Here is a 23,858-nt window from a genome sequence, read left to right as displayed (position 1 = left end):
TCGCGCGTCAGTTCTTCTCCAGGTACGCGCGCGCCTCGTCGTCGAGCCGGCGGTCGAGGGCGTCGCGGAGCGCCGGCATCCCGTCGAGCCGCGGGTCGCGCTCGAGGAGCAGGGCCGCGGCCTCGCGCGCATCCCCGATCACATCGCCGTCCTTCGCGACGCGCAGCAGCCGCAGGCTCGACCGGCCGCCGCTCTGCGTCGCGCCGAGAACGTCGCCCTCGCGGCGCAGCTCGAGGTCGATCGACGCGAGCTCGAAGCCGTCGAGGGTCGACGCGACCGCCTCGACGCGCTCGCGCGCGAGACTGCCCTGCTCGGCGGCGGTGACGAAGAGGCACAGGCCCGGCACGCCGCCGCGGCCGACGCGGCCGCGCAGCTGGTGCAGCTGGCTCACGCCGAACCGGTCGGCCTCCACCACGACCATCGTCGAGGCATTGGGCACGTCGACGCCGACCTCGATGACCGTCGTCGCGACGAGCACGTCGATCTCGCCGGCGGCGAAGGCGCGCATCGTCGCGTCCTTCTCCTCCGTCGACATACGGCCGTGGAGCGGCTCGACCCGTCGCCCCTCGAGCGCGGGGTGCGATCGCAGCAGGGGTGTGAGCTCGGCGACCGACGCGGGCGGGCGGGGCGGGGCATCCGCCTGCCCGACGGCCGCATCGGCGGCGCCGACCGAGCCCGACTCCTCGGCGTCGGTCGCGAGCGCGTCGGGGTCGTCCTCCGGGGTCGTCGCGTCGATCGCGGGGACGACGACGAAGCCCTGGCGGCCCTGCGCGAGCTCCTCGCCGAGGCGCTGCCACGCGCGGTGCCACAGCTCGCGGCGCTCGGCGAGCGGCACGACGTGGCTCACGATCGGGATGCGCCCGGCCGGCAGCGTCGCGATCGTCGAGACGTCGAGGTCGCCGAAGACCGTCATCGCGACCGTCCGCGGGATGGGCGTGGCCGTGAGGACGAGCACGTGCGGCGGCACCGCGCCCTTGCGGCGCAGGGTCTCGCGCTGCTCGACGCCGAACCGGTGCTGCTCGTCGACGACGACGAGCCCGAGGTCGGCGAACTGCACCTTATCGCCGAGCAGTGCGTGCGTGCCGACGACGATGCGGGATGCCCCGCTCGCGATCGCGAGGAGGGTCGCGCGGCGCTCCCCCGCGCTCAGCTGCCCCGTGAGCAGCACCGGGCGCATCCTGGCCGCGCGGTCGGGGCCGAGCACGCTCACGATCGAGCGCAGGTGCTGGGCCGCGAGCACCTCCGTCGGGGCGAGCAGCGCGCTCTGGCCGCCGTCCTCCGCGACCGTGAGCATCGCGCGCACGGCGACGAGCGTCTTGCCCGAGCCGACCTCGCCCTGCACGAGCCGGTTCATGGGCACGGGCGAGGCGAGATCGCGCTCGACCTCCTGGCCGACGAGCTCCTGGTCGGCGGTGAGGGTGAACGGCAGCTCGGCGTCGAAGCCCGCGAGCTCGGTGCCGGGCGTGCGCGGGGTCGCGGGCTGCTCGCGCAGCAGGGCCCGGCGCTGCAGCAGCGCCACCTGCAGCAGGAACGCCTCGTGGAAGCGCAGAGTGTCGCGGGCGCGTCGCCACTGCCGGTCGTCCTCCGGGCGGTGGATCCACTCGAGGGCGGTCGCGTGGTCGAGCAGCTCGCGCTCGGCGCGCACCTCGGCGGGGATGGGGTCGTCGAGCGGCCCGAGCGTGTCGAGCGCGACCGCGATCGCCTTCTGCAGCTGCCAGCTCGCGACCGTCGACGTCGCCGGGTAGATCGGGATCGGCTGCATCGCCCACTTCTGCGCCGTCGGCCCCGAGTCGCGCTCGTCGCCGGCCTCGAAGAGCTCGTAGTCGGGGTGGGCGAGCTGTCGGATGCCGCGGTACCCGCCGACCTTGCCGGCGAAGATGCCGCGGCGCCCCTTCACGAGGTCGGCCTTGCGCCACGCCTGGTTGAAGAACGTCAGGGCGAGGATGCCCCGGCCGTCGCCGATCGTGACCTCGAGGATGCTCCCCCGGCGGGCGCGCATCGACCGCTCGGTGACGCTCAGGATCTCGGCGACGATCGTCACCGACTCGTTGACCTGCAGCTCGCTCAGCGCCGTGAGCTCGCCGCGGCGCGCGTACCGGCGCGGAACGTGCGCGAGCAGGTCGCCGACCGTCGTCATGCCGAAGGCCTTGCTCAGCGACTTCGCGCTGCGGTCGCCGAGCACCGAGACGAGCTTCGCGTCGAGAGGGCCGGGCACGATCACTACGGTAGCCGCGCGCGCCGACCGCGCCCGGCCGCACCGTGCTGACGGCTACCGTGGAACCCGTGACGCGCATCATCGCCGGGTACGCCGGGTCTCTCACCCTCACGGTGCCGAGCGCGGGCACGCGCCCCACCTCCGACCGCGTGCGCGAGGCGATCTTCAGCGCGCTGCAGGCCCGCGACCTCCTCGACGGCGCCCGCGTGCTCGACCTCTACGCCGGCTCGGGAGCCCTCGGGCTCGAGGCCGCCTCGCGCGGAGCCGCGACCGTGATGCTCGTCGAGCGCAGCCACGCCGCCGTCCAGGTGTGCAAGGCCAATGCGCGGCTCGTCGAGCAGCGGGCTCCGCGCGGGGCGAGCCCGAGCATCCGCGTCACGGGGAAGCCCGTGCAGTCGTACCTGACGTCGACGCCCGGCGCGTGGGATCTCGTCTTCATCGACCCGCCGTACGAGCTCGGCGGGGTCGAGCTCGACCACGTGCTCGCCGCGCTCGTGCCCCGATTAGCGGCGGATGCCGTGGTCGTCCTCGAGCGCTCGTCGCGGACGCCCGTGCCGGCCTGGCCGTCGGGGCTCGCGCTGGAGCGGCGCTCCGACTACGGCGAGACCGCGATCTTCTGGCTCGCGGCGACCGAGGCGGGGCCGGAGAGCTAGGCCGGCTGCCGGTCGAGCTCGCGCTGCGACTGGCGCGACACCGCCGCGTGCAGCTCGGCCCCGATCGCCGAACGCTGCCAGCAGCGCTCGTCGGCGGCATCGGAGGCGGCGCGCGCGGCGTAGTCGGCGGCGTGCGGCGCGTGCGTCGCGAGGTGCGCGGTGGCGGCGGCGTGACCGGCGGCGCGGGCGGCGGCGTCCGCAGCGGGGCCGGTCGACTCGCGCGCCGCGGCGTGAGCGAGGAAGGCGATCTCGCGCGCCGCCTGCACCGTGATCGCACCGTTCGCCCAGGCGCGGGCGGCGGCGATCGCCGCGCGGGGCCGCGGGTCGTCGGGGTGCTCGGCCTCGAAGGCGGGGAGCGCGCACGCGGCGGCCCAGCGGGCGAGCTCTCGGTGCTCGGACGGACTGATCACGGTACGACCCCCTGCTCCGGCTCCGCCCCCGATGGCGGGCGCCTCATCATGAGGGTTATGTCGAGGGGGAGGCGGTTCTTACAGGAACTCCCGAGATCGGCTCAATCGGCCTCGCCGCTCCACCCCGCGAACGGGTCCCACCCGCCCCGCTCGTCGACCACGTGGCCGTCGACGAGCACCGCGGGTCGACCGCCGGCGCGCTCGTCGAGAGCGACCACGAGACCGACGCGCTCGAAGCCCGCCGGCAGCGGCACGGTCGGCGGGAAGGTCGCGAGCAGCGAGTGGTCCTCCCCGCCCGTGAGCGCGAGCGCCCCCGTGCCGTGGGCCGCGAGCGCGCGGCCGTCGAGGTCGATCACGACGCCGCTCGCGCGCGCGACGCGGCGGGCGTCGAGCGCGAGCCCGTCGCTCAGGTCGAGCATCGCGGTCGCGCCGGCGATCGCGGCGGCGGGGCCGTCCGCGATCGGCGGGCGCGGGGCGAGCTGGGCGGCGATGGGCACGGGATGCTCGGAGCGCAGCCGAGCGGCCGCCGAGGCATCCGGCGCCCCCGTCGCATCGACGCCGCGCTCGAACAGCAGCGCGAGGCCCTGCGCGGCGAGCCCCAGGGGGCCGGAGACCGCGACGACGTCGCCCGGGCGCGCGCCGTCGCGCCGCACGGGAGGGCGGCCCTCGAGGTCGCCGAACGCCGTCACCGCGATCGTGAGGGTGTGCGAGACGCTCAGGTCGCCGCCGACGACGCCGCAGCCGGGAGCGAGCGCGGCGCACGCGTCGGCGAGCCCGTCGGCGAAGGCCTCGAGGTCGGCGACGGGCGTCTCGGCCGGAGCCGCGAGGGCGACGACGAGGCTCGTGGGGCGGGCTCCCATCGCGGCGACGTCGCTGAGGTTGGTGGCGGCGGCCTTCCACCCGAGGTCGTGCATGCTCGACCAGGCCAGGCGGAAGTCGGGGCCGTGGATCATCATGTCGGTCGTCACGACGAACCGGCCGTCAGGGGCAGCGAGCACGGCGGCGTCGTCGCCCGGGCCGAGCTCGGTGACCGCGCTCGGGGGCAGGCGCGGGATGATGCGTGCGAGGGCGGCGAGCTCGCCGACCGCGCCGAGAGTGTCGGCGGCGTGGTCGGGGGCGCCGTCTGCGTCGGGGGCGCCGTGTGCGTCGGGGGCGCCGTGCGGGTCGGGCGCGTGCTCGGCGGAGGGCATGTCGTCCACGCTAGCCTGGCCCGCGCGCGTCGTGATCCGCCGGCGCTGTGCGCGACCTCGAGTGCGCCGCAGCCGACGCGCCGTCGCGCGAGAGGAGCCCCCATGACGCCGGACCGACTGCGATCGGCCGCCCGCCTGCTGCTGACCCTTGCCGCGATCGGCGCCGTGCTCGTGATCGGGGCGCAGCTGGTGGCTCCCCCACTCGCCGTGACCGCCCCCGTGCGCGTCGCGATCGACGGAGTGCGGTTCGTCGGGCCGCCGCTCGCGCTCCTGCTCGGGGTGCTCGCGCTGCTGCGGGCCCGAGCGCTCGAGCGCCGTGCCCGCACCGGTTCGACCCCTCCGGATCGCGAACGGGCCGACGCGATCGTCCGGGGGCTCATCGCCGTCGCGCTCCTGCTCATGGGGCTCGGGGTGCTCAGCGCGATCTGGAGCTCGCTCGTCCTCAGGCTGGGCGGTCTTCTGCCGTAGCCGTGGGGCGGACAGGCGCAGTGGGAGCGCCTCGGGCGTCCGCACCCGACCCCGCGCGCGCCGAAGTCGCGACCGGGGCCGGAACCCGGCCGACAGGCCTCGGAGCCCGTGCCGAGCCGCGCCGCGATAGCGTGGTGACCGATGTCGACCCGCAGCCGTCCTGCCCGCGTGAGGCGGGCATCCGTCGCCCTGATCGCGAGCGCTCCGCTCGCGCTCGCGGGGTGCGCGGGCACGGTGAACCTCGAGGCGGCTCCCGAGTCGAACGCCTACGCGTGCGCCGAGATCTCGGTGCGACTGCCCGACGAGGTGGCGGGGCTCGACCGCCGCGCGACGAACGCGCAGGCGACGGCCGCGTGGGGCGACCCGGCGGCGGTCATCTACCGGTGCGGGCTGCCGGCTCCGGGGCCGAGCGAGCTGCCGTGCTTCACGGTCGACGGGGTCGACTGGCTGCTCGACGAGTCCGACGCGCCGCGCTACGTGTTCACGACCTACGGACGCGAGCCGGCCACGGAGGTCATCGTCGACAACGACGTGGTCAGGGGCCCGGATGCCCTTCGCCCGCTGAGCGTCGCCGTCGCGTCGACCGAGCCGACCGCGCAGTGCCTCGCCGCGACCGATGTGTTCGCCGGCGGAAGCGTCGCCCCGCAAGGCGACCCGCCCGCCGACGAGTAGAACCCGCGGCCGACCCGCCGCCGACGAGCTCAGTCCGCGGCCGACCCGCTCGACGAGCGCCGGCGCCCTACGCGCGCGGCCCGTCGAGCCCGACGAGCTTGCCCGCGATGCCTCCCGCGGCCCGCAGCGCGGCCCCGCCGCCGAACCCCGCCTGCGGGAAGACGATGCGCTTGTCGCGCGCCTCGACGATCGCGTCGACGAGCACCTCGGCGGCGGGTCGCTGCGGGGCCCACAGGTAGAGCGACAGGGCTCCGGGGATCGAGTTGACCTCGTTGACGAACAGCTCGCCCGTGGCCTCGTCGAGCAGCAGGTCGACGCGCACGACGCCCGTGAGTCGCGTGACGTCGGCGACGCGCGCGGCGAGATCGCGCGCGGCCTCGTGAACGCTCTCGGCGACCTCGGCCGGGAACTCGCGCGGGGCGCTCGAGAGGCCGGCGTCGGCTCCGGCGCCGCCCGCGAGGTACTTCTCGGCGTACGAGTAGAGGGCGCTCTGGCTCTCGCCGCGCAGCGGCTTCTCGAGCTGCGTGATCTCGAGCTCGGGGTGCGTGCGGAACGAGATGTTCAGGTCGACGAGCTCGGGCCGGTACGGCTCGAGCACGGCACCGTTGCGCAAGTGGACGCTCGCGCCCCCGAGCGCCCGCGCCGCCTCGATGTCGTCGGCGATCTCGATGCCGATCGACGACCCGCCGAAGCGCGGCTTGACGATGTACGGCCCGCCGAAGCCCGGCTCGCGCAGCGTCGACACGGCCTCGCGCGGCAGCGAGGGGATGCCCGCGGCCGTCATGAGACCGCCGAACGCGAGCTTGTCCATGCCCACGGCCCCGGCGAAGAGCGTCGACCCGGTGGCGGGGATGCCCAGCAGCGAGAACACGGCCGCGGCGCCGCCGCCCTCGCCGACGCCGCCGTGCAGGCACAGCAGCGCCGCCTCGATCTCGACTCTCTCGGCGCCGAACTTCTTGCGGCGGTAGATTCCCGGCTCGCCGGAGAGCCGCACCTCGAGCGCGACCGCGTCGCGCGGGGCGCCCTCCAGGTAGTCCTTCGCCTCGGTCGCGTCGGGGACCCGGAACCACTCGCCCGTCGGCGACCAGTAGATCGGCACGACGCGGTGGCCCGCGGCGGTGAGCACGCGCTCGGCCTGCAGCCCGGTGAGGATGGAGATCTCGTGCTCCGGGCTCGGCCCCCCGAAGACGACGGCCCACGGTGCGGACTGCGCGGCAGCGCTCATGATTCCCCTGTCAGGTCGTGCGCCGCGGCCTGGTCCCTCCCCGGGCGGCGACTCACGGGTAGTGGTCGGGGAGGTCGTTCTCGTAGAGGATAACGCCCCGGTCGGCGGCGGCACGGACGGCCTCGGCGACCGCGACCTCGCGGGAGGCGACCGCGTGGGCGCCCTCTCCGTAGCCGTCCAGCAGTGCGGCGCGGTTGGTGCGGCCGACCGCGTAGAGGGTCGCGCCGGCGGCCTTGATGGCGGCGCTGAACGCGCGGTTGCGCTCGGCCTGGACGGGCCCGAGCTCGACCATGCCGGGGGTCACGACGACGAGGGCTCCCCCGCGCTCGGCGGCGAGGCGGGCGGCGCCCTCGAGCGCGCGGTGCGCCCCGACGGGGTTGGAGTTGTAGGTGTCGTCGATGACGAGCGCGCCGCTCGGAGCCTGCTGGACCTCGGCGCGGTGCTGCGAGCCGGGGAGGTCGGACAGGCGGCCCGCGATCGTCGCGACGGGGACATCCGCCGCGAGGGCGATGCCCGCCGCGACCGCGATGTTGACGGCGTGGCCGGTGCTCGAGATCGTCACGGGCACAGGAGCTGCGTCGCGCCCGATGCGAATGCTCGCCGCGCCGGTCGCGGCAGCGTCGTCGGCGCCGCTCGCGTCGAGCACGACGTCGGCGTCGGCGCCCGGCCGCAGCGAGACGCTGACGACGCGCTTGCCGGCCGCGGCGCACTCCTCGGCGAGGCGCGCGAGCCGCTCGTCGTCGATCGGCAGGACGACGGTGCGCGCCCGCTCGGTGATCTCGGCCTTCGCGCGGAAGATGACGTCGGTCGAGCGCATGCGCTGCAGGTGCGCCTCGCCGATGACGGTGATCGCCGCGATGTCGGGCGGGAAGTGCGTCGAGAGCTCGCGGATCTCGCCGGCGCCGAAGATGCCCATCTCGGCGACGAAGATCTCGGTGCCCGGCACGAGCCTGTCGTTGACGGCACGCGAGAGCCCGAGGCGGTTGTTGAAGGATGCGGGGCTCGCGACGGTCGTGTACGTGGCCGACAGCAGGTGGGCGACGTAGTTCTTCGTGCTCGTCTTGCCGTACGACCCGGTGATCGCGACGACGCGCGGCTTCACCTGGTCGAGACGCTTCTTGGCCTGCTCGACGAACCGCTTCGAGCCGGCCTTCTCGATCGGGGCGGTGATCGCGAGGGCGAGGTCGGTGAGGGGCGCGCTCAGCAGGAGCACGACCGCGGGGCCGGCCGCGCCGAGGAGCGCGGCGAGCGCGACCGCGAGGATGAGGTGGACCAGGATCCACACGACGAGCAGGCGCTTCACCCGATCGGTGAGCACGAACGTCGCCGAGGTGCCGCGGGGCTTCAGACCCACCGGGAGGAGGGCGAGCAGGACGATCGCGGCGAGGGCGGCGATCGCGAGCGGGGAGCCGGCGCCGCTCGAGGCGATGCCGATCGCGGCGACCACCACGAGCAGGGCGGCGACGGCCGCGCCGAGCAGTGTGATCGGCTCGCGGGTGAGCCACAGCCCGGCCATGCGCGAGACCCAGGTGGGCACGTAGTGCTCGCGCTGGGCGACGCGCAGCCAGCGGGCGCCGACGGGCACGGCGGCGATGACCGCCAGGCCGAGCGCCACGAGGGTGAACGGCGAGGTCAGCAGGGTCATTCGGTGCGATCCAGTTCGTCGAGGAAGGTCAGGAGCTCCTCGCGCACGGCGAGCTCGAGGTCGCCGGTGAGGAGGTGCTCGGTGCCGGCGACGACGCGGAAGCTCGCGCCGCAGCGCTCGGCGGCGACGCGTCCGGCGTCGGTCGGGGCGGCGGTGTCGCCCTCGCCCCACACCATGCGAACGGGGCACGAGAGCGCCGCGAGGTCGTCGTCGTAGTTCTCGCCCACGGTCTTCACGAGCACGCCGCGCATGACGCCCTGGGCGGCGCGGTAGTCGGCCGAGCCGCGCTGGTTGCGCAGGGCATCCATGCGATCGTCGCTCAGGAGGCCGGCGCTGTTCGCCCACCGCGCCAGGCGGTACGACAGGGGCGGTGCGGCGGGAGCGGAGAGCCGCACGAGGGGCGCGCCGGTGAGGACGAGCCCGCGCACGAGCTCGGGGCGCCGTGCGGCGAGCCGCACCGCGATGCGACCGCCGAAGGAGTGGCCGACGATCACGACGGGCGAGTAGGCGGCGACGGCCTCGGCGACGAGCTCGGCGTACTGCTCCGTGCCCCACACCTCGTCCGGCGCAGGGGCGGGGCCGAAGCCGGGCAGGTGGAGGCTCACGGCGTCGAGACCCGAGACGATCGTCTGGAAGTCGGTGCCGTCGCGCCCCCAGCCGTGGAGGGCGACGACGCGCGGAGGGGTCGCGCCGGTCTTCTCGGCGAGGACGCGGCCGCCCGCGAGTGAGGTGATCACGCGTTCAGCCTACCGTCAGGGATCCCCCGAACAGGGGTCAGGATGCGACGCGCGCGCGCGTCGTCCGGCCGCACGCCCCTCACTCCCCCTGCGGCTCGTCGCTGTCGGTCGCGAGGTGCGGAGCCAGCTCGCGCGGGTCGAGCGTCCCGTCGAGCACCTGCGCCACCTGGCGCACGATCGGCATGTGCACGCCGCGCTGCTCGGCGAGCTCGAGAATGGGCCCCACCGACGACAGGCCCTCGGCCGTCTGGTTCATCTGGGCGATGACCTCGGTGAAGGCGTAGCCCTGCCCCAGCAGCCGACCGGCCGTGTTGTTGCGCGAGAGCTTCGACTCGCACGTGGCGATGAGGTCGCCGAGGCCCGCGAGGCCCGACATCGTCTCGGGGCGGGCGCCGTAGGCGACCGCGAAGTGGGTGAGCTCGACGAGCCCGCGCGTGATGATCGAGGCCTTCGTGTTCTCGCCGTAGCCGACGCCGTCGGCGATGCCCACGGCCACGGCGATGAGGTTCTTCAGCACGCCGCCGAACTCGGTGCCGATGACGTCGGTGTTGACGAAGGAGGCGAAGTAGTCGTTGGTCGCGGCGGCGGCCACGGCGACGGCGGTGGCGAGGCTCGAGCTCGCGACGACCGCCGCGGTCGGCTGCCTGTTCGCGATCTCGAGCGCGAGGTTGGGCCCGCTCACGACGGCGATGCGGTCGGCGTCGACCCGCAGCTCGGAGGCGATGACCTCGCTCATGCGCAGGCCCGTGCCGCGCTCGACGCCCTTCATGAGGCTCACGATCGGCACGTCGGGCGGCACGATGTCGCGGATCGAGTGGAGGTTCGAGCGCAGCGACTGGCTCGGTACCGAGAGGTAGACCTGCTGCGCCCCGGCGAGCACGCGCTCGAGCGAGTCGTGCGCGCGCAGGTTGGGCGGCAGGTTGATGCCGGGCAGGTAGTCGCTGTTGCGGTGCGTCTCGGTGATCTCCTGCGCCACCTCGCGCCGCCGCGCCCACAGGACGACGTCGCTGCCGCCGTCGGCGAGCAGCTTCGCGAACGTCGTGCCCCACGAACCGGCGCCGAGGACGGCGATGCGGAGGGCATCCGGCTCGAGCTGGGCGAGCGGCAGGCGCAGCGCCTCGGTCAGCGGCGGATGCTCGCGGGCGGACGTCGCGTCACTCAAAACGGCCGGTCTCCTTCTGGTTGTTCTTCACCGGGTCCCACCGCTCGGGCGGCGGCGTCTCGCCGCGGAGGTCGCCGAGCAGCGCCGCGATGGCGTTCATGACGCGCTCGGTCCCCTCGGCGAGGACGGCCTGGTCGATGGGGCGGCCCATGAGGTCGCTCAGGTCGACCGGATCGCCGATCTTGCAGACGACGCGCTTGCGGGGGAAGAAGCTGATCTTCTTCGAGTACCGCGCCATGATCTGCTGCGTGCCCCAATGGGCCGCGGGGATGATCGGCACGCCCGCGGTCAGCGCCATCCGCACCGCCCCCGTCTTGCCGCGCATCGGCCACAGGTCCGGGTCGCGGGTCAGAGTGCCCTCGGGGTAGATGATGACGGCGAGCTCGTTGTCGACGAGCTGCTGGGCGGCCCGGAGCGGCGCGGCGGAGCGCCCGCCGCCCTCGCGGTCGACGGGGATCTGCCCGGAGGCCCGCAGGATGGCGCCGACGATCGGATTCTTGAACACGCTCGACTTCGCGAGGAAGCGCGGTACGCGCCCCAGGCCCCAGACGAATCGGCCCATGATGACGGGGTCGATCTCGCTGTAGTGGTTCGGCGAGAGGATGAACGCGCCCTGCTTCGGAAGCTTGTGCCCGTCGATCGTCACGAACTTCGTCATGAGCTCAAGGATCGGCAGCAGGAGGCCGGCGAGGAGGTACCAGATCGCGGTCTTCTCGCGCCGCCGCGTCGCGGGGCGGCCGGCGGGGCTCGGAGCCGCGGTCGTGCTCGAGGGGGTGTCGTCGGTCACGGCTCCAGGCTAGCCGGTGCCGCGGGCGCGGCAGAGAAGGCCGCTCAGGCGAGCTCGAAGTCGGCGCCGAGCTGCTCGAGCTTGTCGATGAACAGCTCGTACCCGCGGCTGATGATGCCCACGTTGCTGATCGTCGACGTGCCCTCGGCCGCGAGCGCCGCGATGAGGTGGCTGAAGCCGCCGCGCAGGTCGGGGACCCGCACGTCGGCGCCGTGGAGCGGCGTCGGCCCCGTGATGACGGCCGCCTGCTCGAGCGGACGGCGCGGCACCCGGCGGGTGATCGACGCGATGCCGCTCTTGTAGACGACGATGTCGGCGCCCATCTCGTTGAGGGCGTCGGTGAAGCCGAAGCGGTTCTCGTAGACGGTCTCGTGCACGACGGACTGGCCCTCGGCCTGCGTCAGGGCGACGATGAGCGGCTGCTGCCAGTCGGTCATGAAGCCGGGGTGGACGTCGGTCTCGACCATGACGGGGCGCAGAGGCGTGCCGGGGTGCCAGAAGCGGATGCCGTCCTCCAGCACGTCGAACATGCCGCCGGCCTTGCGGTAGACGTTGAGGAACGTCATGAGCTCCTGCTGCTTCGCGCCGCCGACGACGATGTCGCCGCGGGTGGCGAGAGCGGCGGATGCCCAGCTCGCGGCCTCGTTGCGGTCGAAGATCGCCGAGTGCAGGTAGCCGTGCAGCTTCTCCACGCCCTCGATGACGATGACGCGGTTGGGCTCGACCGAGATGATCGCGCCCATCTTCTGCAGGATCGCGATGAGGTCCATGATCTCGGGCTCGATCGCGGCGTTCTTGAGCTCGGTCGTGCCCGTCGCGCGCACGGCCGACAGCAGGACCTGCTCGGTCGCGCCGACGCTCGGGTAGGGCAGCTCGATGCGGGCACCGCTCAGCCCGTCGGGTGCGGTGAGGCGGATGCCGTCGGCGAGCTTCTCGACGGTGGCGCCGAGCGCGCGGAGGGCGTTGAGGTGGAAGTCGATCGGGCGGTCCCCGATCTTGCACCCGCCGAGGTCGGGGATGAACGCCTCGCCGAGCTGGTGCAGCAGCGGGCCGCAGAAGAGGATCGGGATGCGGCTGGAGCCGGCGTGCGCGTTGATCTCGGCGATGTGCGCGCTCTGCACGTTCGTCGTGTCGAGCAGCAGCTCGCCCGGCGCCTGCTCGGTGACGACGACGCCGTGCGCCTCGAGGAGCCCGCGGACGACGTGGACGTCGCTGATCTCGGGAACCGACTTCAGGACGCTCGGATCGTCGGCGAGGAGGGCCGCGACCATCGCCTTGGTGACGAGGTTCTTGGCACCGCGGACCTCGATGCGACCCGCGAGGGGCTTCCCCCCGCGGATGACGATCGTGTCGGAGGCGAGGCCGACGCGCGCGGCCGCCTTCTGCGAGTCCTTGTCGAGGGTGGTGGTCACTGATGCCTCTTCCGTTCTGCCCGGGATCACCGGGCGGGGAGCGTGCGGGGCCGCCAGGACTCGCGGCGGGCCTCGAAATCGGTGATCGCCTGCTCGTCGCGGAGGGTCAGCCCGATGTCGTCGAGCCCCTCCAGCAGGCGCCACCGCGTGTAGTCGTCGATGTCGAAGGGTGCAACGATATCGCCGACCCGGACATTCCTCGCCTCCAGGTCGACCGTCGCCTCGAGCCCGGGCTCAGCCTCGATGGCCGCCCACATGCGCTCGACGGCCGGCTCGTCGACGGTGCCGGCCAGCAGTCCCTGCTTGCCGGCGTTGCCGCGGAAGATGTCGCCGAAGCGCGGGCTGATGACCGCGCGGAACCCGAAGTCGCGCAGGGCCCACACGGCGTGCTCTCGGCTCGAGCCGGTGCCGAAGTCGGGGCCGGCGATGAGCACGCGCGGGTTCGCGTAGGCGGGCTGGTTCAGCACGAACTCCGGGTCCTGGCGCCAGGCGGAGAACAGCCCGTCGTCGTAGCCGGTCTTCGTCACGCGCTTGAGGTACACCGCCGGGATGATCTGGTCGGTGTCGACGTTGGAGCGCCGCAGCGGCACGGCGACCCCCGTGATCGTCGTGATCTTCTCCATCACACACCCGCCTTCGTCGTGCCGGTCATTCCCGCGTCGAGCAGGCTCGGGTCGACCTCGATGCCGTCGGCGACGAGGTCGGCCGGGCTCGAGAGCGTGCCGCGGATGGCCGTGGCCGCCGCGACGAGAGGGCTCACCAGGTGCGTGCGCCCGCCCTTGCCCTGGCGCCCCTCGAAGTTGCGGTTCGAGGTCGACGCGCACCGCTCGCCGGGCGCCAGCTGGTCGGGGTTCATGCCGAGGCACATCGAGCAGCCCGCGAAGCGCCACTCGCCGCCGAAGGCCTCGACGACCTTGTCGATGCCCTCCGCCTCGGCCTCCAGGCGCACGCGCGCCGATCCGGGGACGACCATGACGCGCACGCCGTCGGCCTTCTTCTGACCCTTGATGATCGAGGCGAAGACGCGGAGGTCGTCGAGGCGGCTGTTGGTGCACGAGCCCATGAAGACCGCGTCCACCGCGATCTCCTTCATCGGGGTGCCGGCCGCGAGGTCCATGTACTCGAGCGCGCGCTCGGCGGCGCTGCGCTCGTTGGGGTCGATGATCGTCGACGGGTCGGGCACCGAGTCGTTGAGGTTGACGCCCTGCCCGGGGTTGGTGCCCCACGTGACGAACGGCTCGAGCTGATCGGCGTCGATGAACACCTCGGCGTCGAACACGGCGTCGTCGTCGGTCCGGAGCGTCGTCCAGTGCTCGACGGCGGCGTCCCAGTCGGCGCCCTCGGGCGCGTGCGGGCGGCCCTTCAGGTAGGCGAAGGTGGTCTCGTCGGGCGCGACCATGCCGGCGCGCGCACCCGCCTCGATCGACATGTTGCAGATCGTCATGCGGCCATCCATCGACAGCGCTCGGATCGCGGAGCCGCGGTACTCCAGCACGTAGCCCTGACCGCCGCCGGTGCCGATCTTCGCGATGACGGCGAGGATGATGTCCTTCGCCGTGACGCCGGGCCGCAGGGTGCCCTCGACCGTGATCGCCATCGTCTTGAACGGCTTGAGCGGCAGTGTCTGCGTCGCGAGGACGTGCTCGACCTCGCTCGTGCCGATGCCCATCGCGAGCGCGCCGAACGCGCCGTGCGTGGAGGTGTGCGAGTCGCCGCAGACGACCGTGATGCCGGGCATCGTGAGCCCCAGCTGCGGACCGACGACGTGGACGATGCCCTGCTCGACGTCGCCGAGCGAGTGCAGACGGATGCCGAACTCGGCGCAGTTCTTCCGCAGCGTCTCGATCTGGATGCGGCTCGTCGGCTCGGCGATCGGCCGGTCGATCGCGAGCGTCGGGGTGTTGTGGTCCTCCGTCGCGATCGTCAGATCGGGGCGGCGCACGGGGCGGTTCGCGAGGCGGAGGCCGTCGAAGGCCTGCGGGCTCGTGACCTCGTGGACGAGGTGGAGGTCGATGTAGAGGAGGTCGGGCTCGCCGTTCTCGCCCTTGGCGACGAGATGCGAGTCCCACACCTTTTCGGCGAGCGTGCGCGGGCGAGGGGTACCGGCGGAGTGAGCGGTCATGACGCGTTCGTGTCCTTCTTCGTTCAGGGGTTCCGGCCGACGGCGAACTCCGCGACGAGAGTGGCCTGGATGATCAGGACTCGCCGCGGCGACGAAGGAGGAGTCGACCGTGAAGCATCGGCTCAGACTATCATCGGCGCCCCTGAGCCCCCGCGCCCCCCGGGCGCCGTCCGGCCCGGGTCTACACTGCCCGCATGCACCGGATCTTCGGGGTCGCCTTCTCCGCGGTCTACCCGCTCTACGTCACCAAGCTCGAGCGCAAGGGGCGCACGCGCGCCGAGCTCGATGAGGTCATCGAGTGGCTGACCGGGTTCGACGACGACGCGCTCGCGCGGCACCTCGAGCAGGGCGCGACGTTCGAGGAGTTCTTCGCGGACGCCCGGCTGAACCCGAACGCCGACCTGGTCACGGGCGTGATCTGCGGCGTGCGCGTCGAGGAGATCGACGACCCGCTCATGCGTCGCATCCGCGTCCTCGACAAGCTCGTCGACGAGCTCGCGCGCGGGAAGGCGATGGAGAAGGTGCTGCGGGGCTGAGCGCGGTCAGAGCCCGGTCAGACGGTCAGAGCTCCTCGAGCAGGAGGATGACGAAGGAGCCCAGGCGCAGCGCGTCGCCCGCCTCGACCCGCAGCGGGTGGCCAGGGGCGACGGGCAGCACGTGGCCGTGCGGCGTCGCCCGCTCGGTGCCGTTCGTCGAGGCCAGATCGTGGACGAGCAGGGCGCCCTGATCCGGCTCGATCGCGGCGTGGGTCTTGGAGACGGAGCGATCCGGGTCGGCGAGGCGCACGAGCTCCGCCCCGCGCCAGCCGTCGAGCTCGGCCGGGTCGCGGCCGAGCAGCATGCGCCCCGTCACCGCAAGGCGGCGGCCGTCCGGCAGCTGGATCGCGAGCGCGCCGGGCTCGGGGCTCGCGGCGACGTCCGGTTCCGGGGTCGGCTCGGGGCTCGCGGCGCCCTCCGGCGCGGGCCGGAGCGCGGGCGGCGCCGGCGGGGTCGGCGGCACCGGGAGCATGCCGGGCACGGCGGGGAAGAACCGGGGCGCGGTCGCGGGAGCGGCGGGGGCCGCCGGGGCCGGCCCCGCGGGCGGCGCGACGACGCTCGCGCGACGCACCGCGGGCACCCGCACCGTGCCGGAGTCGGCGAGGCCCGGCGGGAGGTCGATGAGCGGGCCGCCCGCCGCGCGCTCGACGGCGGGCCCGCGCGGGGTCGGCGCGGCGTCGGGCACGAGGCCCGGAGGCGGGGTGATGAGCGGCCGGGGCGGCCGGGCGTCGTCGTGATCGGTCATCGAGCTCCCTCGAGGGTCGCGAGAGATCCTAGCCTTCGCGCGCCGCCGCCGCCGAGGGGGTTGCCGTGCGCGCGGGATGCTCCCACCGGGCCGCGCGCACGACGGCGTCGAGGAAGCCGACGATGACCTCCTCCATGCCGACGACGGGCGTCGTGGCGAGCAGGCGCACCGCGCGGCGGGTGCCGGGCACGGCGAGCCAGTGCTCGACCTCCAGGCGGGCGAGGCCCGCGACCTCCTCGACCGGGCCCGCGGGCGACGCTCCGGGACCGCTCGGCGCCGCGGGCACGACGCGGTGGCGGCGCAGGGCGATCGTGCGGCCGAGGTCGGGGCGCACGGCGGGCGGGAAGCCGTCGTCGCGCGCGGCGAGGGCGAGCTCGAGCACGTCGAGGACGTCCTGGGACGTCGGCAGTCGCGCGGGCGTCACCGGCTGAGCGAGCGGCGAGACGAGGATGCTCAGCGGGAGCGCGATGCCCTCGACGATCGACCGGGCGATGAGCAGGCGAGGGCGGCCGGGCGCCGCGAGCCCCCGGTCGATCTCGGCGAGCGCCGCGCGCACGAGCGGAGAGCGCAGGACGGCGCCCTCGTCGGCCGATCCCGCCGCTGCGAGCGCGAGGGAGCGGACGGCGCGGCGAGCGCTCGCGGGGTCCTCGAGCGGCACGGACGCCCACTCCCCCGGCAGGCGCAGCGCGAGCGTCGCTCCGCCGAGCGGGATCGCGACGACCGTCATCCCTCCTCCCGGGGGATGTCGCGCGGGCCGTAGCGCTCCTCGAGAACGGCGGCCGGCATCCGGATCGCCCGCAGCTCGCCGGCGGACTCGCTGAGCCCGAGCTCGGGGATGAGCGGTCGGAGGTCGATCTCGCCCAGCACGTCAGCCTGCGCGCCGGTCGGGCCGTCGCCGGACTTCGCGACGATCGAGATCTCGACGACCGGCACGGGGCTCGCGGCCCACGCGGCCCCGGCGGCGCCGTCGACGATCGTCGCGAGCTCCGAGCCCTCGGCCGAGCCGACGGCCAGCATGACGACGAGGCGGCGGTCGAGGCCCGAGGCGACGGCGCGGGCCGCTGCGGCCTCCACGCCGTCGACGCGGCCCACCGCGGCGACCACGCGCGACTCGATCGCCGCGGGCTCGATCGAGACCGAGCATCCGCCCAGGAGGAGGGTGAGCGCACCGGCGAGGGCGCCCCCGATCGGCGCAGCGCGTCGAGCCATCACCGCTCCGCTCCCTGGAAGTACTGCACGCGCTCGTTCTCGCTGAAGAAGCGCTCGATGTCGGCCGACGAGAGCTCGCCGGCGGGCGCGCCGTCGAGGTGCTCGCGGGCGGTCGCGGCGTAGCTGCCGGCATTGTGCGCGGCCTCACCGGGGGGCGGGTCGACGGCGACGGTCCGCCAGCGCTCGGAATCGACCGGGGCGACGCCGTCGAGCCGGTGCACGATGTCCCCGCGCCCGTGCTGGAGCGACAGCACGACGGGCGCATCCGGCCCGCTCCGGGGGATGTCGAAGTGGTCGATCGGCGCGCCCGCGACGAGGATCGCGTCGATCTCGTACGGCACGTCGGGGTCGGCGGCGAGCTTGCCGGCGAGGATCCCGCCCTGGCTGAACCCGACGAGCATGACCGGGTCGCCGGGCTGGATGCCCGCGCCCTCCATCGCGGAGAGCACGGCCCGCTCGTACGCGGCCTGCGATTCCGGCTGCAGCATGAGCGCGAGGTTCGAGCTGAGATCGTTCATCGCGCCGCGGTCGCCGTGCAGCTGCCAGTCCTGGGTGCTGGGCGGCGTGACGCGCCAGCCGACCCGCTCGCCGCTCTCGTCGAGCACCTCCACGACCTGCACGACCGTGCTCGAATCGTGGCCGAGGGCGTCGACGACCGCCGCCTGCTGGAAGGCGTACTGCGCGAGCCCCTGATCGTCGCGAGACAGGTGCCCCTTCTCGAGCGAGCGGTCGCGGCGCATCGCCGGGGTCGGCCGCGACGCCTCGTCGGCGAGCAGGAGCAGGATGGCGGGCGCGAGCACGGGCAGCGCCTGGAGCGTCAGCGCGATCCCCTGATCGATGACCTGCTCGACCGTGAGCGCGCCGCTCGCGAGCGCGGAGAGCACGAGCGGACTGCTGAACGCGACCACGAGAACGGAGAGCAGGAAGCCGGCCGCGGCGAGCGCTGCGGAGGAGATGACGAGCATCGTGACGGCATCGCGCAGCACGGTGGACGCCCACTCCGCGACGGCGTCGATCCAGGCGTCGAGCTGCTCGATCGCGTCGACCGCGGCCTCGGCGGCCGACACCACCGCGGAGACGATCGCGTCGACGAGGGAGTCGGAGAGCTCCTCGAACTCGCGGCTCACCCGCTCGGCCGCGCGCCCCCCCGCCTCCCACCACTCGTCGCGGGCGCGCTCGGCGGCCGCCTCGGCGTCGCGCAGCCGCTCGACGGCGTCCTCCCGCAGGCGCAGGAGCGCATCGCGGCGCTCCTCCCAGTCCAGCAGCTCGGCGACCTCCTCGACCCCGGGGCGCGCCGCGTCGAGCTCGGCGAGCCGGTCGTCGATGCCGAGCCTGTCCACGAGGGCGTCCTCCGCGCGCGAGGCGGCAGCGCGCACACGCCCCTGCGCGTCGTCGACGACGGAGGCGAAGCCGGAGACGACCTCGGCGGTCACGCGGTAGCGCGGCTCGACGCGCAGCACCGACTGCGCCGCCTCGCCCGTGCGCTCGCGCAGCGCATCGGCGGCGCGGCCGATGCTCTCGTCCTCGTCCGCGAGGCGGTGCAGGGCGCGGGTGAGGTCGAGGAGCCCGCTCGCCGCCTCGTCGAGCCCGGCGCCCTCGCGGGCGAGAACGGACGCGTCGCCGGGGATCCCGCGGATGCTCACGATCGACCCTCCTCGCGGGCCACCGCGGTGAGCCCGTCGGCCATCGCCCGGTCGAGCTCGGCGACGGTCTCGGCGATCGCGCTCGCGCGGTGCTCGAGCGCTCGGAGGCGATCGGCGAGCTCGCCGCGGCTGACGCGCCATCCGTGGGCGAAGGCCCCGAGGGCATCCCGCAGGCGCTCATGGCCCGCGGCGTCGACGAGGGCGCCCTGCAGGGCCTCCGATCGCTCCAGGTCGCCGCCCAGCCGCCGGATCCGGTCCGCCGCATCCTGCAGCGCCGCGCGATCCAGTCGCACGTCGGTCATGGCCGTCCCTCCCGAGCGGCCCGCCCGCCGCCCCGCACCCGATGGTGAGAGTCAGTCAACCGCGGGCGGAGCGGGCGGTCGATGGGGAGCGCTCCCCGTTCCCGCCGCCGCACGATCGACCAGTCGCCGGCCGGCCGCGCGGACGCTCGCGAGCCGGAAGCGACTGCGGAGCCGGGCCGCGCGCGTCGCCCGATCGTGCGCCGCGGCCGCGGCGGCGAGGGCCTCCGCCCACACGTCCTCGGCCTCCATCGCGTCGACGTCGCGGCCCGAGAAGACGGCCTCGTCGGTGCGCAGCGCGAGCCGACGCAGCGGGTCGCCGGCGGACTCCTCCGCATCGTGCGCGGCCGCGAGCCCGGCGGCCACGTGCACGCGCGTCGTGCGCTGCGGGATGTCCGCACCGAGCTCGGAGAACCGGTCGACGAGCTCGTCCCACGCCCCCGCGACCGACCGGTGCCCCTCGTCGGCGCGACGGCGCCGCTCGGCACGACGCCGCTTCAGCAGGGCGATGACGAGCATCGGCGCGAGCACCAGCAGCAGCGGGATGCCCAGCGCGAGCAGCGCCCCGAGAAGCCAGCCCGGGACGCCGGGGCCATCGGGCTCCTCGTCGTCCGAGTCGTCGATCTCGACCGCCGTGACGAGGTCGTCCTGCTCGGAGTCGGTGCGCGGCGGCTGCCGCACCTGCGGCTGCGGCTCGGTGCGCGGCTCGGGGATCTGGTCCTGCGGCACGTCGGTCTCGTCGGGTACGGGGAAGAACGGCACCCAGCCGACGCCCTCGAAGGCGACCTCGACCCAGGCCGTGACGTCGTCGCCCGTGATCGTCACCGGCCCCGCGCCCTCGCCGATCTCCGGAGCGAAGCCCATGACGACGCGGGTCGGATAGTCGAGGCTGCGAGCCATGAGCGCGAACAGGGAGGCGTACTGCTCCTCGTCGCCGACCATGCTCGGCAGCGTCACCATGTCGTTCATGCGGTCGGCGGCATGACCGGCGCGCGAGGGCACCTGGTCCGAGGCGGTGCCGCGGCTGTAGTAGCCGGTCGTGGCGAGGTGCTGCTCGAGGGCGCGCAGCTTCTCGATGGGCGACTCCGCGGTCGCGGTGAGCTCGGCCGCGAGCGCGACGACGGTGTCGGGCACTCCGACGACGGGAGCGGGCGCGAACGACGCGACCGGGGCATCCTGGAGCGCGGCGTCCTCCGGGACGACCTGGCGCTCGGTCGCGATGCGGTAGCGCAGGCCCTCGCTGGCCCCGGAGGTCACGAGCGCGGCGCCGGTCGCGGCGTTGTAGCGGACATCCACCCGCTCGGCGCCGCCCTCGCTCGCGTCCGCCCCGTCGAGGAAGGCGATGTCGGCGGCGTAGCCGGCGCTCGGCAGCCACACGTCGGTGTAGCCGGCGACGTCGACCGTGACCGGCTCGGGGGCGCCCGTGCTCGCGAGCGGCGGCTCGGGAATGGTGCGGCCGACGAGCCGGAAGCGGCCGGAGCCCTCGAGCGCCTCGCTCGCGCCCGCGACGTTCCAGGTGACGCCGTCGTAGACGTCCATCGCGGTGAGTCGCACGCGGTCGCCGGGCTGCAGCCCCTCGACGACCATGAGCTCGGTGTCGACGAGGTCCTTCGTGTACTCGCGGAAGCCCGCGAGCGGGCTCGGGTACTCCAGCGGCTCGAAAGGCGGCTCGATCTCGTCGCGGAGCACGAAGCGGTTGTCGGGCTGAGGCGCGAGGAGCGCGGCCGCCGCGGCGCCGAGACCGATCGCCGCGACGACGACGATCGCCGTGCCGACGAGCTTGCGGCGGAGCAGCTGCTGGGCGGCGGTGCCCGAGGACGTCGCCGAGGCGCGGCGCCGCCAGCCGAGCCAGACGAGGGCGATGCCGGCGAAGGCGGCTCCGCGGACGACGGCGAGCACGGGCTCGTCCGTGCCGAGGAGGACGCCGACCGCGTAGAGCACGGCGGGCCCGATGAGCAGCAGCGCGGCGCGCGGCGCCGTGCGACGACGGGGAAGCCACCGCACGGCGAGCGTCGTGGAGGTGAAGGAGATCAGCAGCGCCGCCGCGTAGGGGACGGCCGTGACGTAGTCGGGGAGGCTCAGGGGGGCCTGGAGGGTCAGGATGTCGGCCCAGCCGTACACGGCTCCGATCGCGAGGGCCGCGAGGGAGGCGATCGAGGGGAGGACGACGAGGATGCCGTCGGCCGGGGCGACGAAGGGCGTTCCGAGGAGGAAGTAGGCGGCGAGCACGAGACCCGCGGTCGGGAGGATCCCGAGACGCAGGCGGGCGGCGGCGAGGGCCGCCGCGGTGCCGACGAGGAGCCCGCCCGCGCCGGCGAGCGCGGAGGCGCCGGAGTCGAAGGCCGCCGCGAAGCCGACGAGGCCGATCGCGGCGAGGACGACCGGGACGAGCACGTCGGCGATCGTGCGGGGCGTCATGACATCCTCCGCACCAGTCGCGGCAGGTCGGCGAGCGAGCCGACCGTCGCGACGCGGAGCCGGTCGACCGTCGCGATGCGGCTCGCGGCGCCCTGGTCGGCGCGGAGGCCGATCGTCACCGCGTCGCGCCCGAAGAGCGTCTGCACCGCCCGCGCGTCGGTGACGGCGAGCCCGGAGCCTCCCACGAGCACGACGAGGCTCGGTGCGGGGAGCCGGAGGGTCGCGGCGCGCGCGAAGTCGCGCGCGCTCGCGTGCCGGGTGGCGACCGGCTCGAGCCGGCACGAGTCGTCGAGCAGGGTCGTGATGGTGGCCGTGCGGAGCGCCCGCGTCTCGCTGACGACGGCGACGCGCGTGCCGTCGCGGATGACCTGGACCCCGAGGGACGCGACGATCGAGACGGCGAGCTCGAACTCCTCCTCGCTCGCGTACTTCTCCCGATCCGCGTCGAGGAGGATGACCAGCTGCGAGCGCCGGGTCTCCTCGAACTGCCTCACCATGAGCTGGCCGGTGCGCGCCGACGTGCGCCAGTGCACGTAGCGGCGGTCATCGCCGGGCTCGTAGGCGCGCAGCGCGTGGAAGGAGATGTCGTGGTTCGTGATCGTCTTGGTGACCTCGCCCTCGAGGTCGCGCACGAGGCCGGCCGCGCTCGGGGCGAGCCGCGCGGTGCGCGGATGGACGAAGAGCTCGACCGGCTCGCCCCAGGCGACCGCTCGACGCAGAATGCCCAGCTGGTCGCCGCGGACGGAGACGGCGGGCCCGGCGACGATCACCGCGCGGCGCTCGGTCGGGACGGCGAACAGCTCGTCGTGCTCCTCCCCCGGCGACAGCGCCGGGACGACGAACTCGGCCGACCCGGCGCCGACGGGCAGCTCGAGCCTCGAGGGCGATGAGCGCCGCGGGCGGGTGTTCGCGATCACGAGGCGGCCGAGCGCGCGATCACCGGCGACCACTCGGCGCGGCTCGAGCTCGATGACGATGCGGTAGGCGGCGCGGCCCAGGAGGAACGCGATCGAGACGATCGGCGCCGCGAGCAGCACCGCGCCGAGCGCGACGAACTCCAGCCAGCCGAGCGCCGCCCCCGCGAGGAGTGCGGCGACGCCGGCGATGAGCACGATCCAGCCCAGTGGCGAGATCACCCCGACGACTGGTGCGACGGCTCCCCGCACCGCGCGCGCGGCGAGCAGGAGCGAAGCGGCGACCGGGCCGGGGGCGCGGCCCCGGCGGCGCGTGCTCGGGCGCGGGCGGCGAAGGCCGGGCATCCGCACGCGCACCGCGCGCGGGACGCGCGATCGCCGCGCCCGTCGCGATTCGGGCTGGATGACCGAGGTCATGCGGCGCGGTAGACCGGGGGCTCGATGTCGGCGAGGATCCCCTCCACGATCTGCTCGGCGGTCACGCCGGCGAAGTCGCTCTCGGGGTCGACGATGAGGCGGTGGGCGAGGACGGGCACGGCGAGGGCGCGCACGTCGTCGGGGGTCGCGTAGGTGCGGCCCGACGCGATCGCCCACGTCTTGATCGCACGGGCGAGGGCCATGGCCCCGCGCATGCTCACGCCGAGCACGACGTCCTTGTGCTCGCGCGTGGCCGCGACGACGTCGCTGACGTACTCCATGACGGCGGGGTCGACGAAGACCTCCGCGGCCAGGCGCGTCATGGTCGTGACGGCGTCGCTCGCGATGAGCGGCTGCACGGCGGTCGCGCGCGCGCGGTTGGAGGCGTCCATGAGCAGTGTCACGCTCGTCTGCCGGTCGGGGTAGCCGAGCGAGGTCTTGATGAGGAACCGGTCGAGCTGCGCCTCCGGCAGCGAGTAGGTTCCCGCCTGCTCGACGGGGTTCTGCGTCGCGATCACCATGAAGGGCGTGCCGACCGAGTAGCCGACGCCGTCGACCGTGACGACGCCCTCCTCCATGACCTCCAGGAGCGCCGACTGCGTCTTCGGGCTCGCGCGGTTGATCTCGTCGGCGAGCACGATGGAGGCGAAGATCGGCCCCTTGTGGAACTCGAAGACGCCCTTTCCCTGGTCGTAGATCGTGACGCCCGTGACGTCGGAGGGCAGCAGGTCGGGCGTGAACTGGATGCGCGAGTGCGTGCCGTCGAGCGTGTTCGCGAGCGCCTTGGCGAGCACGGTCTTGCCGGTGCCCGGGTAGTCCTCGAGGAGCACGTGGCCGTCGGACAGCATCGCCGCGACGATGAGTCGGATCACGTGGCTCTTGCCCAGGATCGCCTGATCGATGTTCCCGATCAGCCGGTCGAAGGCGTCGGCGAACCAGGCGGCCTGCTCGGTGGTGACGGTCATGCGGTACTCGCCTC

23 protein-coding genes are annotated in these 23,858 nt (G+C 74.3%); 4 read left to right on the top strand and 19 right to left on the bottom strand.

The annotated features are described in order from the left end of the window. Positions 1–7 precede the first annotated feature (7 nt). Positions 8–2,218 carry an ATP-dependent DNA helicase RecG gene (locus ASC54_RS08440; protein WP_055899351.1) on the bottom strand — a complete coding sequence of 737 codons (2,211 nt, stop codon included), beginning with the start codon at positions 2,216–2,218 and terminating at the stop codon, positions 8–10. A gap of 65 nt (positions 2,219–2,283) precedes the next feature. On the opposite strand from ASC54_RS08440, the gene rsmD reads away from it, so the two are divergent. Then, positions 2,284–2,868, top strand: a complete 585-nt coding sequence (gene rsmD / locus ASC54_RS08435; protein ID WP_055898318.1) for a 16S rRNA (guanine(966)-N(2))-methyltransferase RsmD — start codon at positions 2,284–2,286, stop codon at positions 2,866–2,868. On the opposite strand, the gene ASC54_RS08430 is transcribed toward rsmD, so the two are convergent. Next, complete coding sequence (locus tag ASC54_RS08430; RefSeq protein ID WP_055898316.1) at positions 2,865–3,278, bottom strand: putative immunity protein; 414 nt, start codon at positions 3,276–3,278, stop codon at positions 2,865–2,867. The genes rsmD and ASC54_RS08430 overlap by 4 nt on opposite strands. A 101-nt stretch (positions 3,279–3,379) precedes the next feature. Then, entirely contained in the window at positions 3,380–4,468 is a 1,089-nt protein-coding gene (thiL, locus tag ASC54_RS08425; protein WP_082514991.1) for a thiamine-phosphate kinase, read from the bottom strand. Between the two features lie 102 nt (positions 4,469–4,570). On the opposite strand from thiL, the gene ASC54_RS08420 reads away from it, so the two are divergent. Together ASC54_RS08420 and ASC54_RS08415 are read left to right on the top strand one after the other, a co-directional pair. Then, positions 4,571–4,936, top strand: coding sequence for a hypothetical protein (locus tag ASC54_RS08420; RefSeq protein ID WP_055898314.1), 366 nt, complete (start codon positions 4,571–4,573; stop codon positions 4,934–4,936). Between the two features lie 141 nt (positions 4,937–5,077). After that, entirely contained in the window at positions 5,078–5,608 is a 531-nt protein-coding gene (locus ASC54_RS08415; RefSeq protein ID WP_055898311.1) for a DUF3515 family protein, read from the top strand. Between the two features lie 67 nt (positions 5,609–5,675). Here ASC54_RS08415 and ASC54_RS08410 read toward each other — a convergent pair whose 3' ends face one another. The 8 genes from ASC54_RS08410 to leuC all read right to left on the bottom strand — a co-directional run bounded on the left by ASC54_RS08410 (position 5,676) and on the right by leuC (position 14,698). Beyond that, the gene (locus tag ASC54_RS08410; protein WP_055898308.1) at positions 5,676–6,833 is read right to left on the bottom strand and encodes a hypothetical protein; all 1,158 of its coding nucleotides are present in this window, start codon (positions 6,831–6,833) and stop codon (positions 5,676–5,678) included. Positions 6,834–6,885: 52 nt separating this feature from the next. Next, positions 6,886–8,478: a Mur ligase family protein gene (locus tag ASC54_RS08405; protein WP_055898305.1), complete on the bottom strand. Its 1,593-nt coding sequence runs from the start codon at positions 8,476–8,478 to the stop codon at positions 6,886–6,888. After that, positions 8,475–9,215, bottom strand: coding sequence for an alpha/beta fold hydrolase (locus ASC54_RS08400; RefSeq protein ID WP_055898302.1), 741 nt, complete (start codon positions 9,213–9,215; stop codon positions 8,475–8,477). The genes ASC54_RS08405 and ASC54_RS08400 overlap by 4 nt, the downstream gene beginning before the upstream one ends. Before the next feature lie 79 nt (positions 9,216–9,294). Continuing rightward, complete coding sequence (locus tag ASC54_RS08395; RefSeq protein ID WP_156376845.1) at positions 9,295–10,323, bottom strand: NAD(P)H-dependent glycerol-3-phosphate dehydrogenase; 1,029 nt, start codon at positions 10,321–10,323, stop codon at positions 9,295–9,297. A gap of 46 nt (positions 10,324–10,369) precedes the next feature. Then, on the bottom strand, positions 10,370–11,164 hold the full coding sequence (locus ASC54_RS08390; RefSeq protein WP_235451435.1) for a 1-acyl-sn-glycerol-3-phosphate acyltransferase: 795 nt from the start codon (positions 11,162–11,164) through the stop codon (positions 10,370–10,372). A 44-nt stretch (positions 11,165–11,208) separates the two neighbouring features. Next, on the bottom strand, positions 11,209–12,576 hold the full coding sequence (gene murA, locus ASC54_RS08385; protein ID WP_055859813.1) for a UDP-N-acetylglucosamine 1-carboxyvinyltransferase: 1,368 nt from the start codon (positions 12,574–12,576) through the stop codon (positions 11,209–11,211). A 26-nt stretch (positions 12,577–12,602) separates the two neighbouring features. After that, positions 12,603–13,199, bottom strand: a complete 597-nt coding sequence (gene leuD, locus ASC54_RS08380) for a 3-isopropylmalate dehydratase small subunit (RefSeq protein WP_055898301.1) — start codon at positions 13,197–13,199, stop codon at positions 12,603–12,605. Continuing rightward, positions 13,199–14,698 (bottom strand): 3-isopropylmalate dehydratase large subunit, encoded by a 1,500-nt coding sequence (gene leuC / locus ASC54_RS08375; RefSeq protein ID WP_055859807.1) that lies wholly within the window; start codon positions 14,696–14,698, stop codon positions 13,199–13,201. The genes leuD and leuC overlap by 1 nt, the downstream gene beginning before the upstream one ends. Positions 14,699–14,892: 194 nt before the next feature. Between leuC and ASC54_RS08370 the strand changes: the two genes are divergently transcribed. Next, entirely contained in the window at positions 14,893–15,234 is a 342-nt protein-coding gene (locus ASC54_RS08370; protein WP_055859804.1) for a DUF2200 domain-containing protein, read from the top strand. A gap of 25 nt (positions 15,235–15,259) precedes the next feature. Here the strand turns inward: ASC54_RS08370 and ASC54_RS08365 are convergent, their stop codons facing one another. Genes ASC54_RS08365 through ASC54_RS08330 form a run of 8 tightly spaced genes read right to left on the bottom strand, consistent with a single transcriptional unit; the run spans position 15,260 to position 23,844 of the window. After that, positions 15,260–15,979 (bottom strand): FHA domain-containing protein, encoded by a 720-nt coding sequence (locus ASC54_RS08365; protein ID WP_055898298.1) that lies wholly within the window; start codon positions 15,977–15,979, stop codon positions 15,260–15,262. A 28-nt stretch (positions 15,980–16,007) separates the two neighbouring features. Next, on the bottom strand, positions 16,008–16,706 hold the full coding sequence (locus ASC54_RS08360) for a hypothetical protein (RefSeq protein WP_055898295.1): 699 nt from the start codon (positions 16,704–16,706) through the stop codon (positions 16,008–16,010). Next, a complete protein-coding gene (locus ASC54_RS08355) occupies positions 16,703–17,188 on the bottom strand; it encodes a hypothetical protein (protein WP_055898291.1) in 486 nt (161 codons plus the stop codon). Before ASC54_RS08355 ends, ASC54_RS08360 begins: the two co-directional genes overlap by 4 nt. Beyond that, positions 17,188–18,831, bottom strand: coding sequence for a hypothetical protein (locus ASC54_RS08350; protein ID WP_055898287.1), 1,644 nt, complete (start codon positions 18,829–18,831; stop codon positions 17,188–17,190). The genes ASC54_RS08355 and ASC54_RS08350 overlap by 1 nt, the downstream gene beginning before the upstream one ends. After that, positions 18,828–19,133: a hypothetical protein gene (locus tag ASC54_RS08345; RefSeq protein ID WP_055859785.1), complete on the bottom strand. Its 306-nt coding sequence runs from the start codon at positions 19,131–19,133 to the stop codon at positions 18,828–18,830. The genes ASC54_RS08350 and ASC54_RS08345 overlap by 4 nt, the downstream gene beginning before the upstream one ends. Before the next feature lie 51 nt (positions 19,134–19,184). Next, positions 19,185–21,548: a transglutaminase domain-containing protein gene (locus ASC54_RS08340; RefSeq protein ID WP_055898284.1), complete on the bottom strand. Its 2,364-nt coding sequence runs from the start codon at positions 21,546–21,548 to the stop codon at positions 19,185–19,187. Then, positions 21,545–22,879, bottom strand: a complete 1,335-nt coding sequence (locus tag ASC54_RS08335) for a DUF58 domain-containing protein (RefSeq protein ID WP_235451434.1) — start codon at positions 22,877–22,879, stop codon at positions 21,545–21,547. Before ASC54_RS08335 ends, ASC54_RS08340 begins: the two co-directional genes overlap by 4 nt. After that, entirely contained in the window at positions 22,876–23,844 is a 969-nt protein-coding gene (locus ASC54_RS08330) for a MoxR family ATPase (RefSeq protein ID WP_055859780.1), read from the bottom strand. The genes ASC54_RS08335 and ASC54_RS08330 overlap by 4 nt, the downstream gene beginning before the upstream one ends. Positions 23,845–23,858 lie beyond the last annotated feature (14 nt).

The organism is Yonghaparkia sp. Root332 (assembly GCF_001425665.1).
Classification (GTDB): Bacteria; Actinomycetota; Actinomycetes; order Actinomycetales; family Microbacteriaceae; genus Microcella.
This window is presented reverse-complemented; position numbering and strand designations above follow the sequence as displayed.